16 protein-coding genes are annotated in these 17143 nt (G+C 61.1%); 3 read left to right on the plus strand and 13 right to left on the minus strand.

Going from position 1 to position 17143, the window contains the following annotated elements; genetic code table 11:
* Positions 1-297 precede the first annotated feature (297 nt).
* Positions 298-1287 carry an alpha/beta hydrolase gene (locus tag PMI11_RS30780; RefSeq protein WP_007825307.1) on the plus strand — a complete coding sequence of 330 codons (990 nt, stop codon included), beginning with the start codon at positions 298-300 and terminating at the stop codon, positions 1285-1287.
* Positions 1259-2275, plus strand: a complete 1017-nt coding sequence (locus PMI11_RS30785; RefSeq protein WP_007825308.1) for a GntR family transcriptional regulator — start codon at positions 1259-1261, stop codon at positions 2273-2275. The genes PMI11_RS30780 and PMI11_RS30785 overlap by 29 nt, the downstream gene beginning before the upstream one ends.
* 163 nt (positions 2276-2438) lie before the next feature.
* On the opposite strand, the gene PMI11_RS30790 is transcribed toward PMI11_RS30785, so the two are convergent.
* From PMI11_RS30790 to PMI11_RS30850, 13 genes are all read right to left on the minus strand, one after another.
* Positions 2439-3203: an ABC transporter permease gene (locus tag PMI11_RS30790; RefSeq protein ID WP_007825310.1), complete on the minus strand. Its 765-nt coding sequence runs from the start codon at positions 3201-3203 to the stop codon at positions 2439-2441.
* Positions 3204-3207: 4 nt separating this feature from the next.
* Complete coding sequence (locus tag PMI11_RS30795) at positions 3208-3993, minus strand: ABC transporter ATP-binding protein (protein ID WP_007825311.1); 786 nt, start codon at positions 3991-3993, stop codon at positions 3208-3210.
* On the minus strand, positions 3990-5009 hold the full coding sequence (locus PMI11_RS30800) for an ABC transporter substrate-binding protein (RefSeq protein WP_037072533.1): 1020 nt from the start codon (positions 5007-5009) through the stop codon (positions 3990-3992). Before PMI11_RS30800 ends, PMI11_RS30795 begins: the two co-directional genes overlap by 4 nt.
* A gap of 59 nt (positions 5010-5068) precedes the next feature.
* Positions 5069-5500: a VOC family protein gene (locus PMI11_RS30805; RefSeq protein WP_007825313.1), complete on the minus strand. Its 432-nt coding sequence runs from the start codon at positions 5498-5500 to the stop codon at positions 5069-5071.
* Positions 5501-5605: 105 nt separating this feature from the next.
* Complete coding sequence (locus PMI11_RS30810; protein ID WP_007825314.1) at positions 5606-6466, minus strand: helix-turn-helix domain-containing protein; 861 nt, start codon at positions 6464-6466, stop codon at positions 5606-5608.
* 209 nt (positions 6467-6675) lie between these two features.
* Positions 6676-7968, minus strand: coding sequence for an amidohydrolase family protein (locus PMI11_RS30815; RefSeq protein WP_007825315.1), 1293 nt, complete (start codon positions 7966-7968; stop codon positions 6676-6678).
* 37 nt (positions 7969-8005) lie between these two features.
* Positions 8006-8950, minus strand: coding sequence for an ABC transporter permease (locus PMI11_RS30820; RefSeq protein WP_007825316.1), 945 nt, complete (start codon positions 8948-8950; stop codon positions 8006-8008).
* The gene (locus PMI11_RS30825) at positions 8947-9996 is read right to left on the minus strand and encodes an ABC transporter permease (protein WP_007825317.1); all 1050 of its coding nucleotides are present in this window, start codon (positions 9994-9996) and stop codon (positions 8947-8949) included. The genes PMI11_RS30820 and PMI11_RS30825 overlap by 4 nt, the downstream gene beginning before the upstream one ends.
* Positions 9986-11515: an ABC transporter ATP-binding protein gene (locus PMI11_RS30830; protein ID WP_007825318.1), complete on the minus strand. Its 1530-nt coding sequence runs from the start codon at positions 11513-11515 to the stop codon at positions 9986-9988. Before PMI11_RS30830 ends, PMI11_RS30825 begins: the two co-directional genes overlap by 11 nt.
* Entirely contained in the window at positions 11512-12960 is a 1449-nt protein-coding gene (locus PMI11_RS30835; RefSeq protein WP_007825319.1) for an amidase, read from the minus strand. Before PMI11_RS30835 ends, PMI11_RS30830 begins: the two co-directional genes overlap by 4 nt.
* Before the next feature lie 12 nt (positions 12961-12972).
* Positions 12973-13959 carry a BMP family protein gene (locus tag PMI11_RS30840; protein WP_007825320.1) on the minus strand — a complete coding sequence of 329 codons (987 nt, stop codon included), beginning with the start codon at positions 13957-13959 and terminating at the stop codon, positions 12973-12975.
* Between the two features lie 142 nt (positions 13960-14101).
* A complete protein-coding gene (locus PMI11_RS30845; RefSeq protein WP_007825321.1) occupies positions 14102-14878 on the minus strand; it encodes an SDR family oxidoreductase in 777 nt (258 codons plus the stop codon).
* A gap of 33 nt (positions 14879-14911) precedes the next feature.
* Positions 14912-15802, minus strand: coding sequence for an aldose 1-epimerase (locus PMI11_RS30850; RefSeq protein ID WP_007825322.1), 891 nt, complete (start codon positions 15800-15802; stop codon positions 14912-14914).
* 290 nt (positions 15803-16092) lie between these two features.
* Here PMI11_RS30850 and PMI11_RS30855 point away from each other — a divergent pair, with 290 nt between their 5' ends.
* Complete coding sequence (locus tag PMI11_RS30855; protein ID WP_007825323.1) at positions 16093-17076, plus strand: arabinose ABC transporter substrate-binding protein; 984 nt, start codon at positions 16093-16095, stop codon at positions 17074-17076.
* Positions 17077-17143 lie beyond the last annotated feature (67 nt).

The following is a 17143-nucleotide window of genomic DNA, read 5'->3' on the forward strand; positions in this document are numbered from 1 at the left end:
TCGGCCCCAGCCTGTTCCCAGGGCGCGAAATAGGGGTGCGGACCGCCCGGAACCAGGGCGATCTTGTTGTCCGAGGCGAAAGCGCTGAGCGGCGCGACTGCCACGGAGCATGCAAGGCCTGCAGCAATGAAACTGCGAATCGTCATGACATCCTCCCGTTTTGGGCAAGTCCGGTCCTCTTCCAGCATTGCCATGTCCAATCGCTAACACGATCGAATATCGCATGCAATATTCGATTATTGACTTTTTTGTCATCTTCACTTTCCATCGCATCAGGCAATCGGCGAGGAGGAGTTGATGGAGCCGCAACAGAACGGGGCGCGTGTCGACCGATCGAGGCTTCTGCCGGAATATCGGACCATGCTGAAGGAGCAAGACGCGCTTGGCGGAGCTGCGATGGAGACGCTCCCACCGCAACAGGCGCGCGCCGATTCCGAAATCCGGCTCGCCCTTCATTGGGGTGCAAAGGACGCGGTGTCCGGCGTTGAGGATGTGGAGATTCCAAGCGGCGACGTCAGGCTGAAGGCGCGGCTCTACCGCGTGGCCGGCACCACGCGGACCATCCTGTTCTTCCATGGCGGCGGCTGGATGGTCGGCAGCATCGAGACCCATGACGGGCCGGTTCGCACGCTCGCCAATGCCGCCCATGCCAATGTGCTGTCTGTCGAATACCGCAAGGCGCCGGAAGCGCCGTTTCCGGCGGCCTTCGAGGATGCAGAGGCGGCACTTCTCTGGCTTCAGGGAAATGGCGGAGCGCTGGCGCTCGATACTGGCAAGGTGATCCTCGCCGGCGACAGCGCCGGCGCCAGCCTTTGCGCATCGCTGGCGATCCGGGCACGCGATCTCGGCATCCCGCTTGCCGGGCAGGTTTTGATTTACCCGGCTACCGATCTCTCCGGCACGACAGAAAGCCGCCAGGAATTCGCGAACGGCTTTTCCCTGCAACAGTCGACGATGATCTGGTTTGCGGAAAACTATCTTTCGGGCGGCACGCTACCCTCCGACCCTCGCGTCTCGCCGCTGCTCGCCGCCGACCTCTCGAGCTTAGCGCCAACCCTGTTGATTACCGCCGACCATGATCCGCTGCGCGACGAGGGCCGCGCTTATGCACAGCGCTTGATTGCGGCCGGAAATGACGTCTGTTACGAGGAATGGCAGGGAACCATCCATGGCTTCTTCATCATGGATCGCGCAGGAAAAACCGCCCGCAAGCTGATCGGGCGCATCGGGAAATGGGCAGGCGGCCTTTGGAACAGACATGACGATGGCAAGCGGGGCGGAGGCTGAAACCGCGGCCACGGCTGTGCGGTCCGAGCCGATCTATCTGACGATCTATCAGGTTCTTCGTGACCATCTGGAGCGGGGTGCGCTGGAGCCCGGCCTCATTCTCGGGCAGGCAAGCATCGCCCGCGCCTTCAATGTCAGCCGTATCCCGGCCGGTATCGCGCTGGCGCGGCTTCTGTCGGAAGGCCTGATCCAGACCTTCGAAGGGCGCGGTTATATCGTGCCGGGCGGCGAGCCGCAGCGCGGCGACCTTTTTGCTGCGGGCCTCGACCTTCCACGTTCGCTCACCGTTCCGGTCATCAATCGCCGGGAGCAGATCTACCCGGAAGTCGAACATGCCGTTGCCGTCTGTCTTGCCTATGGCCGTTTCCTGTTGAACGAGACAGCACTTGCCCAGCATTACGACGTCAGCCGCACCATAGCCCATGAAGTGCTGACCCAGCTTGAGCGCAGCGGCATCATCGAGCAGGACAGCAATAACCGCTGGTATGCCGGCCCACTCAGCGCCAAGGTCTTCCGCCATCACTATGACATGCGCCGCCTGCTGGAGCCGGAAGCCCTGCGCCAGGCCTATCCTTTCCTTGAGAAGGAAAAACTCGAAGAACGGCGACACAGGCTGAAATCGCTGGGTACCTATCCGCAGGCGCCGGAAAAGCTGGAGCGGGCGGAAGCAGACCTGCATCTCGATTCACTCGCGCCTTGCCCCAATACGGTGCTTCTTGCGGCCGTGCGCCGCAGTCAGCGCGTGCTGATTGCCACCCACTCGACCTTCGCCAATTTCCGCACCGAAGCGGAAATTTCGACGATGATATCGGAGCATACACGCGTCTATGACGCGCTGCTTGCCGGCGATATCGAGGGGGCCTGTGCAGCCCTTGCCAACCACCTGCGCCGGGCGCTCGACCCCAACCTGAAAATCCTCCAGCACCTGCCCGCCATGCCTTCAGGCCTGACGCCGCCCTATCTCATCCAGGTCAAAGGCGAGCGCTGATCGCTCCACTCAATTATGCGCTTGGCGTGATCGGCGCACAGGCAACCCCATCGACCGTTGTCGGACGCCGCCAAGCCGCTGAGGCCATCTGGCAGGTTGGCATTCTGCACGATGAGATCAAAATCCATTCAGACGTCCCGGCCTCTCAAAGGACATACCTAATTCAGGACGATGCCAGCCGATGGAAGATCCGCTCGATTTGGCCAACGATCGCAAAGAAGATGATGCCGGAGAGCGAGGCAAGCAATACCGCCGCAAAGAGCCTTTCGGCTTGGTAGTTGAACGTCGACTGGATGATTACGGCGCCAAGTCCGCGATCTGATCCGATCCATTCCCCCACGATCGCGCCTATTACAGAGGTCGTTGCCGAAATCCGCAGCGAGGCGAACAGAAGCGGCACCGATCGTGGAGCCCGCAGACGCCAGAAGGTTTCCCATGGGCTCGCCGACAGAACATGCATGAGCTCCAGCTCGTTGCTTGTCGCCGATGTCAAACCACGGACCATGTTGATGAGAGTCGGGAAGAAACAAAGGAGGGCGGCGATCACGACCTTGGGTAAAATGCCGAGACCGAAGACGAGGATGATGATCGGCGCCAGGGCCAAAACCGGAATGGTATTGAAGAGCAGCACGACGGGAAAATATGCCGCCCGGACACGCGGGCTGTAGACGAAGACAATGGCAAGGATCACTGCAGTCAGATTGCCGAGAAAAAAGCCAAGAAGAGCCTCGTACCAGGTGGGTAGCGCGTTCTGGACGAGCCCCCGCCATTCACTACCAAATGTGTGCAGGACCGAGAGTGGCGTGGGGACGATATAAGCCGGAACGCCGAGCGCCGGTAACACCCATTGCCAGACGATCAGCAATGAGAGGGCGCCGGCAACTGGGAGAGTAGTCGCTTCCATCAGGGAAAGTTGTTCTCTCTTCAAGGGATTACGCTCCACCATCGCGCAGCAGTTGGCGCAGTTGCGCTGCTATCTCCTGTGCCTGCGGGCTTTCCCTGCGGCAGACACCGTTTTCGTCCTTCAGTGATGCCAGATCGATGAGGGCCTGGCACCGGCCAGGGTTTGCTGCAAGCACCAGTACGCGCCCTCCGAGATAAATCGCCTCGGCAATGCTGTGTGTCACGAAGAGGATCGTCGCGTGTGTCCGACGCCAGATGGAGAGAAGCTCATCATTGAGCCGATCGCGGGTGATTTCGTCGAGCGCGCCGAAGGGCTCATCCATCAGGAGGATGTCCGGCTCGCACTGCAAGGCGCGTGCAATCGAAACGCGCTGGCGCTGTCCGCCCGAAAGCTGGTTTGGATAGCGATCCGATAGATGGGCAAGGCCGACCAACTCCAGCCAATGGTCGGCCCTTGGCTGGACCGATTTGGCTATTCGGCCTTTTCCAACCTGCAATGGCAGGCAAACATTGTCTCGCACCGTGCGCCAGGGAAGCAGGGTGGCCTCCTGGAATACAAATCCGACCTCCCGCTGCCTCCTCGCTTCCGCCGCCGACTTCCCAAGCACGGAAAGCCGGCCGTTGATCGGCGGCAGCAGATCGGCAATTGCGCGAAGGAGCGTCGACTTACCGCATCCGGACGGGCCAAGAATGGTCAGAAACTCGCCTTTGGCGACGCTGAGATCGACGCCCTCCAGAACCGCCTGCATCGATCCCGGATAGCCGAGCCCAAGGCTCCTCGCCTCGATTGCAATTTCGTTTGTCACAGGGCTCATCCGATCTTCGGACGGTCTCCTGCCGTCATCTCCAATATGGCGGTCGAAAAGCATTCATCGAGCTTTGGTGGGCCGGACTTGAACTGGCCAACCTTGTCATAGACCGAGATCTGTTCGGCGATGCCCTGGGGATCGAAGGTACCCCATCCATCCTTTGCCGTCGTCTCATCGAAGCTCAGCGACATGATCCGTGGTATCGTTTTCAACTCCACTGCCAGATCGAGCTGCGGATAGGCTTCGACCGTCAGCTTCACGGCGTCTTCTGGATGCTCGTGCGTCCATGACCAGCCCTTGGCTATGGCTCGCATTGCCTTCGCAAGCGTGTCGGAGTGCTTGTCGATCGCATCGTCGGTTGCGAAATAGACGTTGGCATAAGATGGCAGCCCCGTATCCTTCATCATCAAATCGATCCGGTCAGGTCCGATAACGGATAGAGCCTGGGTGTTGGTGATCCAGCCCGTCACCGCATCGACCTGGCCCGTCGTCAACGGCGTCATGTCGAAGCCAATGTTTGTGATCGTGAGGCTGGACGGGTCGATATCATTCTTGAGAAGGATTGCATCAAGGACGTAGCGGGCGGTTGGCTGAATCCCGATGCGTTTACCGACCATATCCTTGACAGCGCGGATTGGCGCCTTCGGCAGCGAGTAGAACGCGAAAGGCGCCATGCGAAATCCGCAAGCGATGATCTTGATCGGTACCCCTGAGGCGCGTGCGAGCAGCAACTGCGCCGAGTCCGAGAACTGGCCGAGCCCGGCCTGGCCGGTAACGACCGGAGGCACGGTCGCGGAGTTGGGACCCCCGGGGGAAAACTCCACCTCCAGTCCCTCAGCTTGGAAAAACCCCTTCTTCGCCGCGACGATGTCCCCGATCTGACCGTTGCTCATCAACCAGTCGTACTTGATGACAACCTTTGCGCTTTGGGCGTTCGCCCTGATGGGCGCAAAGATGCTTAGGCCGCCGGATAGAGCAGCAAGCGTAAGCGCACCGTTGGCCAAAAATCTGCGTCGGTTCATCGTCATCGCCATTCCCCTTCTGTTAACGCCCTTGCCAGCAATCGGCGGCAGAGACTTGTTTAGTCGAGATCGCCCACGGGACCGCCCTCGGCCCAGGCATAGAGTTCCCAGAGATTGTCATCAGGATCTGCAAAATAGCAGCAGCGCGCGTTCCAGCTGTAATCCTGTGGAGGCCCCTGGAAGGTGACGCCGGCAGCTGCCAATTCGGCGTAGGCTGCGTCCACGGCCGCGGGAGAAGAAAGCTCGATCGCAGCGCAGGCTTTGTGAACACCGGGCGGTGCCTTCAGGCTGGATACGCCGGTATTTTGAGCAATATGGTCGATCTCCCAAAGGGCGAGGGTAACGCCCGCACCCTTGAAATCGGCAAAGCCTGGAGCGCGCCGGCGTGGCTTGAAGCCGAGGCTATCGACGTAGAAGGCCACTGCCCGGTCAATGTCTTCGACCAGAAAGCAAATATCGGTGATTGGATTAACTTGCGCGAAGGCAGACATTCGATACTCCCTTGTTGTCGAGAGTGTGTCTTGCAAACGCGGGGTGCGATTTCAAAATCGTGCGCTATTTTTTCGCAAAGCTGCTTTTCTGCGCATCAGCGCCGATCATTGGAATGACTTGCGATAGTTAGCGGGAGTTACGCCAACCATCCGGCGAAATACGCTTGAGAAATGTGCCTGACTGGAAAAGCCGATGGCATAGGCGATCTCAGAGAGAGTTTCCTTGCCATCAGCCAGGTAAATTCGAGCCTTCTCAATCCTTCGATCGAGTATGAACTGATGCGGCGGCTTCCCGACGGCCTTCTTGAATGCGCGGCTGAAATGAAAGTGGCTCATGTGGGCGACGCCGGCCAACTCATCGACGTTGAGGTCGGCACGATAAAGGTAATCCTCGACATACTCGGTCACCCGCTTCAGCTTTTCCGACGTGATCGACCGAATCCCGACAGGCGCTTTTGCCCCCAGGAGCCTGACGACCGAACAGGCGAGCGCCATGCCAAGGTGCTCCATCAAGAGAGGGTCCACGCAATCGGTTTGTTCGACGGCTGCAGCGAGTGAAAGGGCTACCTGCAAGGTGGTCGGGTCCGATGCTGCACTGAATACATCGTCGTTGAGGCGGTCAGGGTCGAAATCTCTCAAGCCCAGGTTCTCGTAGAGCTTCGGAGCCTGGAAGATCGAGATGTAATCTGCGGCGTCGCCTTCGACTTCGAAATTTATCAAAGCCGGCTGGAAGCCCAATGTGAAGGACGGTCTATCGACAGATCTGAATTTTGCCGAGCCGTATCGGTGTGCATACTTCCGGTGAGCAGTGCGGTTGATCGAGATCCTGTGAAGCGAGCCCTGCGAGACCATCTCGCCGGACGAGCTGTGGTAAGTCTCTATGATGAGGTCGCGCTGAACGAACGCTTTGTATTGCTGAAGCGACGGCCGGTTTATCGAGAATATTCGCGGGTCAATGTCGAGCATATGGTGTTCTCCATCGCTCATGAAAAGCAATTCTTGCGCCAAGTTAGGAAGTCCGCATCTGTCCCTGAGTCGAATGCGCCCGACAACCGCAAAGGCGCGCCGTCTCGACCGGGTGCTGGAGTAGGTCTTCAGGACGAGAGCCGGCGCTCGGGGATCAAGATATGGTCGGACCGGCAGCAACGGCGCTTCGTTCCTAGAAAAACCCGTTGTCAGCCCGGTAGGCTAGGATAGAAATCCGATGCGTCTAGCCGTGTCGGTCTGCCCTCGATCACAAGTTCGCTCAAACGAGGCAAGCTCCGCGCGATGACCTTACCGCGGCGGATGACGGTCAGCCGGTTCGCTTTCAACCGCAGCGCTTCCAGCGGATCGCGCGCCTGAAGGATGACGAGATCGGCATTCTTACCCTTTTCCAGGCCGTAGCCTTCGAGGCCCATGGTTCTGGCCGAGTTGATGGTCAGGGCGTCGAAGATTTTCTTCTTGTCGTCGACACCAGCCATCTGCGCCACGTGGATGGCCATATGGCCGACCTCCAGCATGTCGCCGGAGCCCATCGAGTACCAGGGGTCCATCACGCAATCATGGCCGAAGGAAACATTGAGGCCGGCGTCCATCAGCTCGCGCACCCGCGTCATGCCGCGCCGCTTCGGGTAGGTGTCGTGGCGGCCCTGCAGCATGATGTTGATCAGCGGATTGGGGATGACGTTGATCTCCGCCTCCGCCATCAGCGCAATGAGCTTGGAGACGTAATAATTATCCATCGAATGCATGGAGGTCAGGTGCGAGCCGGCAACGCGACCCTGTAGGCCGAAGCGCACCGTCTCTGCTGCCAGCGTCTCGATATGGCGCGACAGCGGATCGTCGGTTTCATCGCAATGCATGTCGACGGGCAAGCCGCGATCGGCAGCGATGCGGCAAAGAGCTGCGACGGAGGCCGCACCATCAGCCATGGTGCGCTCGAAATGCGGAATGCCGCCGACGATATCGAGACCCATGTCGAGGGAGCGGTTCAGAGCGTCGACACCGCCTGGCGAACGATAGTAACCATCCTGCGGAAAGGCGACGAGCTGCAGGTCGATATAGGGGGCGACCTTCTCGCGCACCTCGATCAGCGCTTCAGCAGTCACCAGCCTGGGATCGCTGGTATCGACATGGCTGCGGATGGCAAGAAGCCCCTGCGAGACGGCGAGATCGCAATAGCGCAACGCCCGCTCCACCAGGGCCTCGCGGGTGAGGATCGGCCGAAGCTCCCCCCAGAGCGCAATGCCTTCGAGAAGCGTGCCGGAGCGGTTCATGCGCGGCAGGCCAAGCGAGAGCGTCGCATCCATATGAAAATGCGGATCGACAAAGGGCGGGCTGACAAGGCGGCCGCTCGCATCGATCTCCTCGGCCGCCTCGGCGTCGATCCCGGAAGCGACCTCGGCGATCCTGTCCTTCTGAATGGCTATATCGATGCCGCTGCGGCCATCGGGAAGATTTGCGTTTTTGATGATCAGGTCAAACATGGCGGCACCGGTCTGTTGAGGTTTCTGGGCATGGCAATCAGCGCTCACCGCGGCGATAGGGCTGCATAAGCGCCTGCGGCACGCGGGCGCGCCGCGCCATCACGGCAAGGGCTGCGATCGACAGGAGATAGGGCGTCATCAGGAAAAGCTGATAGGGCACGTACCCTCCCAGCACCGTCTGCAGCCTCAGCTGGAAGCCATCGAAGAAGGCAAAGAGCAGGGCGCCGAAGAGGGCCCGGCCCGGCCGCCAAGAGGCAAAGACGACGAGCGCGATGGAAATCCAGCCGCGTCCCTGGACCATGGTCGGGAAGAAGCTGTTGAAGGCAGCGAGCGTCAGGAAGGCGCCGCCGACGGCCATCAGCGCGCTTCCGGCAATGATTGCGCCATAGCGGATCATGATCGGATTGATGCCCTGGGCTTCCGCCGCATGCGGATTTTCGCCGGTCATGCGGATCGTCAGGCCAAGCGGGGTTCGAAAGATCAGGTAGCCCATCGCAAGCGCCAGGAAGATCGCCAGATAGGTCGGCGCTGTCTGTGCAAAGAGGGCAGGGCCGAGGAAGGGCAGGCCAGAGAGAAGCGGGATGTCGAGCGGCTGGAAGGGCACGATCGTCGGTGGCGTGCCGGCAAGCGGCACGACCAGGCGGAAGACGAAATAACTGAGGCTGGAGGCAAAAAGTGTGATGCCGAGGCCCGTGACATGCTGCGAGAGGCCGAGCGTCACGGTCAAAAGCGCATGTAGCAGACCGAAGACCGCGCCGGCGAAGGCCGCGACGAGAAGGCCGGTCCAGAGATCGGCGCCGTGGAAGACGGCGAGCCAGCCGATCATTGCCCCGAAGGTCATGATGCCTTCGATGCCGAGATTGAGCACGCCCGCCCGCTCGCAGAGCAGTGCGCCTAGCGTGCCGAAGATCAGCGGTGTTGCGATGCGCAGCACAGCGGCCCAGAGGCCCGCGGATGAGACGATGTCGATGAGAGCCATCATCTGCGGATCCTGTATTGAGTGAAGAACAGGGCAATAAGCATGGTGAGCAGCGAAACTGCCACCGTCACGTCGGCGATATAGGTCGGTATGCCGAGTGCCCGGCTCATGCCGTCGGCGCCGACGAACATCGTGGCGGTGAAGAGGGCGGCGAAGATCACGCCGATCGGGTGCAGGTTGGCGAGCATGGCGACGATGATGCCGGAATAGCCGAAGCCAGGCGACAGATCCGTCGTCACATAGCCCTTGACGCCCATCACCTCGATTGCGCCGGCAAGACCCGCCAGCCCTCCGGAAAGGCAGGCGACCTTCACCAACGTCATGGCGAGCGGCACGCCGGCAAAGACGGCGCCGGCGGGATTGAGGCCGGCTGCGCGTGAGCGCAGGCCAAAGACGGTGCGCGACTGGAGGAGGTGAACGGCGAGCGCAATGACGATGGCGATGATGAAGCCGACATGCAGCCGCGAACGCGCCGCCAGCTTCGGTAGCAGCGCATGATCGCTAACCGGCATGGATTGCGGCCAGCCGAAGGCGAGCGGATCCTTCAGCACACCATCGATCAGCATGGAAACGAAGAGCAGGGCGACGAAATTCAAAAGCAGGCTGGTCACCACTTCATCGACGGAAAAGCGCAGCCGCAGCCAGAGCGGCACGAGGATCAGCACCATGCCGGCGACGGCGCCCGCAATCAGCAGGGCGGGGATGAGAAGAACGGCGGGTAGTCCCGCCAGCAATTTGGAGCCGAGTGCGGCAACTGTAATGGCGCCAAGATAGAACTGGCCTTCGGCGCCGATATTCCACAGCCGGGCGCGGAAGGCGACGGCTGCGGCAAGGCCGGTCAGCATCAGCGGTGTGGCCCGCGTCAGCGTCTCCGTCGCCGAAAGCCGCGTGCCGAAGGCGCCGGTGAGGATACGCCAATAGGCTTCGAACACGGGAGCGCCGGCAAGCGCAATCAGGATCCCGGCAATGGCGAGTGCGGCGATGACGGCGGCAATCGGTGCCGCTATGATCAGATAGAGCGGGCGGTGATCGCGGCGTTCAAGACGCATGCTGGGCCTCGGACGTCCATTCGCCTGACATCATCAGGCCGAGTTTTCTGGGATCGGCACTTTCCGCATCGATGGGCGGCGACAGGCGCCCCTTGACGATCGCCTGGATGCGATCGGCAAGGCCGATCACCTCGTCCAGATCCTCTGATATCAGAAGCACGGCCGTGCCCTCTTTGCGTGCCTGCAATATCCGGGCGTGGACGGCGGCGACGGCGCCCTCGTCGAGCCCGCGTGTCGGCTGCGCCGCAATCAGGATCTTCGGCCTGTCATGCAGGTTGCGGCCGAGGATGAGCTTCTGCATGTTGCCGCCTGACAGAAGCCGCGTGCGTGTCGCCGGGCCGCCACCGCGTATATCGAATTCTGCGATGATCTCCTGGGCGAAGGCCATGCCGGCCTTACGGTCGACCAGTCCGTGACGCGAAAAGCGCGGCGCGGCGATGCGCTCCAGCACGGCATTTTCCCAGACAGCGAGTTCGCCGATCGCGCCTTCCTTGTTGCGATCCTCAGGTATGCGGCCGATGCCGGCAGCAATCAGGCTTTCGACGCCGATTTCGGTGACCGGCTGTCCGAACAGCAGGATCTCCCCACTGCTCCAGCCGGCAAGTCCGCTGACGAGATGGCTAAGCGTCGCCTGGCCATTGCCGGAGACGCCGATAATGCCGAGCGTTTCGCCGGCATGAAGCTGCAAGCTGATTTCCTTCAGCCGCTCCTGGCCGCCGGCGTAAACGGTGACGTCGACGGCTTCGAAGACGACAGCACCGGGCGTTGACGCCTCACGCACGGGGCGTGTCACCCGCCTGCCGACCATGAGTTCTGCGAGCTCGGACTTGCTGGTCTGACCGGTCAGCCGTTCGGCGACGACCTTTCCGCCGCGCAGCACGACGACGCGGTCAGCTGCGCTGATCACCTCGTCCAGCTTGTGCGAGATGAAGATCAGCGACAGCCCCTGCTGCGCCATTCCCCGAAGCGTCTGGAAGAGGCGTTCCGCCTCGATATTGGTGAGGACCGCGGTCGGCTCGTCGAGGATCAGGATGCGGGCGTCGTTATAGAGCGCCTTGAGGATTTCGACGCGCTGCTGTTCGCCGACCGAGAGATCGCCGAGCCGGGCATCGGGATTGACGTCGAGGCCGAAGCGCGAAGAGATCGACAGCAGTTTAGCGCGGCCGGCCGCCTTCTCCGACTTCCAGGACCAGAGCTTTTCCGTTCCCGTCATGACGTTTTCGAGCACCGTCAGGTTCGGCGCCAGGGAAAAATGCTGGTGCACCATGCCGATGCCGGCGCGGATCGCCGCTCGCGGCCGGCCGGCCGGCAATTCGGTGCCCTCGATATGGATGGTTCCCGCATCCGGTACATAGTGGCCGAAGAGGATGCTCATCAATGTCGTCTTGCCGGCGCCGTTTTCGCCGAGCAGCGCCAGCACTTCGCCCTTGGTGAGGCTCAGCGAAATATCCTCATTGGCCTGGATGGCGCCAAAGCGCTTGCTGATGCCGGCAAGCTGAAGCACGGGAGCTGATGTCATGAGGCAAGTCCCGAAATGGCATGGGGATGGATCCAACGTTGCTCCGCTTCCAGCCGCGAGGCAACGGCAAGCAACATGGGTTCCCCGCCCATCGGTGCCAGCAATTGCACGGGTAGCGGCAAGCCATCCGCATCGCGCCCAAAAGGCAGGGTCAGCGCCGGAAAGCCGGATATATTGGCAAGGCAGGCGAGCGGTGCAAAGCGTGCCATGCGGTTCAGATGCAGTTCCGTGTCCCGATGATCGGTCGGAAAAGAGCCGATCGGCAGCGGTGCTGTGGCAAGCATGGGTGTGAGCAGGCAATCGATGCCGTCGAACAGTCGCCAGAGATCATGGCTGACATGCGGCATGGCGCTGAGGGCCTGCCAGAGCGCGGTTGGCCCAAGCGCTGCCCCACGCTCCGCAAAGGCGGCCGTCAGCGGCTCGGCCTTCGAAAGATCGAGATGCAGGCTTTCGACGAGCCATGCCAGATTGATCGAAATGATATCTGCGAAAATGGCGGCACTCGCAGTCACGCTTGCTGCAAGCCGCTCCCATTCGACCGTGACGATCTCATGCCCGTCCTGTTCGAGGCTACGGGCCGCGGCTTCCACGACTTCCTGGCGTGCCGGCTCGGTCGGGAAATCGCTGCTGGTCTGCGTCAGCAGGCCGATGCGCAGGTGGAGTTTTTCGCTCTTGTCGAGGGCCGGCTCCGCATAGGGACCGGCGGGATTTCCGCGCAGGGCTTCGAAGATCGCACCTGCATCGCGAACGGAACGGCTGACGGCCAGCTCGCTGGCGATGCCGCCGAGATGATTGCCGAAACCCGGACCGCCGGGAATGGCGCCGCGGCTGGGTTTCAGGCCGATAAGGCCGCAACAGGCAGCCGGCACGCGGATCGAGCCGCCGGCATCCGTTGCATGGGCGATTGCGACGATACCGGCTGCGACGGCCGCAGCCGCACCGCCGGAAGAACCACCCGCCGTGCGGGAGGGATCGAGCGGATTGCGACAGACGGGCCCGCGCACCGGCTCGCTTGCAAGCGAGAGGCCGACTTCCGGGCTGGTGGTGAGGCCAAACAGGCTGAAACCGGCCTGCCTGAAGCGCGCCGCCAGATCAGAATCAGCCGATGCGTCGAGCATCCCGTCGAAGAGCCGCGAGCCGGCACGAACGGCCAGCCCCTTGAACGGGCCGCCGAGATCCTTGGCAAACGTCGGCACACCGGCAAAGCGCCTGATGGAAAAAGTCGCGGGATTGTTTCTAAATTCGTGGTCGAGCGCAGCGGCATCCGCCATGCCCAGCGCTTCGTCGATATGACAGATCGCGCCAAGCGCCTCGTTGGCCCTGGCGGCTGAAATCGCCTGCTTCATCGCCTCGGCACAACCAAGTGCACCGCTCCTGATCCGGGCGGCGAGCGCTATCGCGTCGCCGCCCGGTATCGAGCCCTTGCTTGCATCAGTCCCGTTCATGCGGCTGCCGGCTTATTTCGGCTCCTCGGGCATGATGGGCACTTCGAAGGCGCCGGACTTGATGGCGGCGCGCTTGGCCTCCATCGCCGCTTCGGCTTCTGCCGGTGCAACGCCCTTGACGTAGACGATATCGCTGCCGCCTTCCTTCATCAGGCCGAAGCGCGTGTAATTTTTGCCGGTCGGCTTACCGGCCTTCACATCGGCGATCGCGGCATTGAGGATCGGGCGGAAGCCCCAGATGGCGTTGGCAAAGACGGTGTCTGGATAACGCGGCGTGTAGTCGATCAGCGAGCCGACGGACTTGATGCCGCGCTCCTTGGCGGCATCCGCCGTGCCGATACGCTCTCCGAACAGGATGTCGGCCCCGGCATCGATCTGGGCAAGGCCCGCTTCGCGCGCCTTCGGCGGATCGAAGAAAGTGCCGATGAAGGCGACCAGATGCTTGGCATCCGGGCGGACTTCCTTCACGCCGGCCGCAAAGGCATTCATCAGCATGTTGACCTCGGGGATCGGCAGCGCGCCGACCGAGCCGACGATGCCTGACTTCGTCATCTTGCCGGCCAGCATGCCGGCGAGATAGGCGCCGTCATGGTTCCAGGTGCCGAAGACGCCGAAATTCTCGCCCGATGCTTCGCCGCTCGAACCCAGCATGAAAGCGGTTTTCGGGTAGTCGGCGGCAACCTGGCGGGCTTCACGCTCGACGGCATAGGCTTCGCCGACGATCAGAGCTGAGCCCTGCTCGGCATATTCGCGCATGGCGCGCGGATAGTCGGTGCCCGAAACGCCTTCGGAGAAGACATACTCGATCACTCCTTCGGAGGCGGCGTCCTGTAGCGCCTTGTGCAGGCAGGAGTTCCAGGCATTTTCCACCGGCGAGGCATGAATGCCGGCGACCTTCAGTTTTTCCTGCGCCCAGAGCCTGGGTGCAAAGGCGGTCGCGCCGAGTGCCATGCCGGAAGCGAGCATCGTGCGGCGCGTGATAGTGATCTGATTTTTCATGAGTTCCCCTCTTTTTTACCAGATGGATAAAACTCTATGGATCGCCCAAAATTGTGTCAAGTAATGCTGCTGCGCAAAAACTAGACAATGGCTGTGAGCGCCCGCACTCTGAGGCCATGGAGAGAGGAGAAAAGGCCTGCTGTTATTGATGCTGCATGACGCTCAAGCCGCCGTCGATCGTCAGGCAGGTGGCATTCATGAAGGTGCATTCGTCCGAGATCATGAAGACTGCGGCCATGGCGATTTCCTGCGGCGTAGCGATACGCCCACCCGGATGCAGCTTCATCGTTTCGGCCTTGGCCTTTTCCGGATCGGGGAAACTGTTCCAGTAATCGATGACCTTCTGGGTCGAGACGTAGCCGGGCGCAATCGCATTCACCCGCACGTTTTGGGGCGCATATTCGATGCCGAGAGACTTGGTCATGCCGAGCAGCGCATGTTTGGCGAGCGGGTAGGGGAAGGTGCGGGGAATGATGGTGAAGGCGTGCGTTGAGGCGACGTTGAGGATCACCCCGCCGCCTTCCGAAATCATCTGCGGCAGAACCGAACGACAGCAGTGCCAGGCGCCCTTGAGATTGATGTCGAAGCAGCGCTGCCACTCTTCGTCTGTCGCCTGCAGAGGCTCGGCAAAGACATTGACGCCGGCATTGTTGACGAGAGCATTGATGCTGCCGATCTGCTCTTCCGCCTTGGCAACGGCCGCCTTTATAGCCGAAGCATCGGTGATGTCGGCCGCCTGATAGCCGAGCATGGCGCCCATTGCAGTAAGAGCGGCGGCGGTCCCCTCGAGCAGCTTCTCATCGCGGTCGACGAGGAAGAGGTGGGCATCCTCGGCCGCAAAAGCTTCGGCGATTGCCTGTCCGATCCCTTGCGCTGCGCCCGTGATGAAGACCCGTTTTCCGGAAAGGCGGTTTGGCATCCTCTGTTTCCTCTTTATGCTCATTTTCTGTGATCAGGATATGGCCAGTGGCTGCATGCGGATCGAGCCTTCCAGTCTTTCTCCCGGCTGCAGGACCTTGAGATCGCCAAACCCGGGAAGATTATGCCCGTTGGCGAGATGGGACATGGGCTCGAAGCAGAAATAATCGCGGCGGAATCCGGGGTCGAAGCGCTCGTCCGACAGGAAGATGACCGCATGGCGGAAGATCGGGTCTGCCGTCAGGTCCAGCGCTGTGCAGGCCTCGGGCCAGGTAATGCGCGCATTACCGCTCCAGCCCTCGAAGCCATTATTGATCCAGCGCCGCGGCAGGGGTGCCGGCTGCGAGAAATCGAGATCGGCAGGGATCTCGGCCGGTTCGCCTGGCAGCCAGCCCTCCGTCTCGGTCCAGAAGCGCTGTGCCTTGGCAAGAAACGTCGTCTGTTCCGTTAGCGGAAAGAACGGATGCCAGCCGAGCCCGAAGGGCAGGGCCGCCTCACCGGTATTCTCCACGCTCATATGCAGCTTTAGCCCCTTGCCCGACAATCTGAAGCTCTGCTTCGCCTTATAACTATAGGGCGAACCGTCCGCCTGGTGGCGGAAACCGATCTCAGCGCCTGTGGCACTCTCGGAAAGAAGCGCCCATTCCGCCAGCCAGCCGTCTCCGTGGAGGTAGTGTGGGTCCCAGAACGTGTTCGGCTGAAGGCTGTAGGCGCGTCCTTCGAAATGGAAACCATTGCTCCTCACGCGATTGCCGAAGGGCACGAGCGGATAGCAGGCCGACGACAGTGCATCGGCATCATCGGCTGCCGGCCTCAGAAGCGGAATTTTCCGGCCATCCCGCATCCAGGAGAAATCAAGGAGCACACCTCCGGCCGTCGAGAGACGGGCCGAAAGTGCACCATCCTGCAAATCGATGATCGCCATGAAACAATGCCTTCCCCACGGATCGAGGCTTATCCGGACTGTGGCGGCACCCTATTATCGGTCGATTGATTGTCAATATATATAGGATTTATTTTGCATATCCGGCGGCGTTCGGGCCTAAGTTTCTGGTGATTTCGGCGAGATGAGCGGCGCCAATATGAATTTAGTCGGCTTTTTACCCGCTGAATCGCGTAAATAATCATACACAAATCTTGACTGGTATGATGTTTCTTTTTATTCAATGGCTGCTGCCGAGTGAGCGGCAGATCGAGATTTTAGGGAGAGAGATTATGCGCTTCTTCAAAGCAGCCATCCTCGCTGGCGCCTTTGCCGTTCTGGCCGGCGGCTCGGTTCTGGCGGAGGATGTCAAGATCGGTTTCATCGTGAAGCAGCCGGAAGAGCCCTGGTTCCAGGACGAATGGAAATTCGCCGACCAGGCCGCCAAGGAAAAGGGTTTCACCGTCGTCAAGATCGGTGCCGAAGATGGCGAGAAGGTCCAGTCGGCGATCGACAATCTCGGTGCGCAGGGTGCCCAGGGCTTCATCATCTGCACGCCTGACGTCAAGCTCGGCCCCGGCATCGTCGCCAAGGCCGCCGCCAACCAGCTTAAGCTGATGACGGTCGACGACCGTCTGGTCGGTGCCGATGGCAAGCCGCTGGAAGACGTGCCGCATATGGGCATTTCCGCGACCAAGATCGGCGAAGGCGTTGGCCAGGCAATCGTCGACCAAATGAAGAAGCGCGGCTGGGACATGAAGAATGTCGGCGCAATCCGCGTCTCCTATGACCAGCTCCCGACCGCCGTCGATCGCGTCGAAGGCGCGATCTCGGTGCTGAAGGCCGCCGGCTTCCCGGCTGAAAATATCTATGACGCGCCGCAGGCAAAGACCGATACGGAAGCAGCGCTCAACGCCGCGACGACCGTTCTCAACAAGCATGCCGACGTGAAATACTGGGTCGCCTTCGGCCTTAACGACGAGGCCGTACTCGGCGCAGTGCGTGCCTCTGAATCGGTCGGCATTCCCACCGACAACATGATCGGCGTGGGTATCGGTGGCGCGGAATCGGCAATCAACGAGTTCAAGAAGCCGTCTGCGACCGGCTTCTTCGGCACGGTCATCATCTCGCCGAAGCGTCACGGCTATGAAACCGCACTCGACATGTATGACTGGATTGCCAACGGCAAGGAGCCGGCAAAGGTGACGCTTACCTCTGGTTCGCTGGCACTGCGCGGCGATTATGAAAAGGTTCGCAAGGACCTCGGCATCGAATAGTCATCCTCCCCTGGCGATTTCATCCCGGCGGCATCTTCGGCCGCCGGGCATATTCTCGACGGAGCGA

Origin of the sequence: Rhizobium sp. CF142, assembly GCF_000281145.1 — a bacterium.
Classification (GTDB): domain Bacteria; phylum Pseudomonadota; class Alphaproteobacteria; order Rhizobiales; family Rhizobiaceae; genus Rhizobium.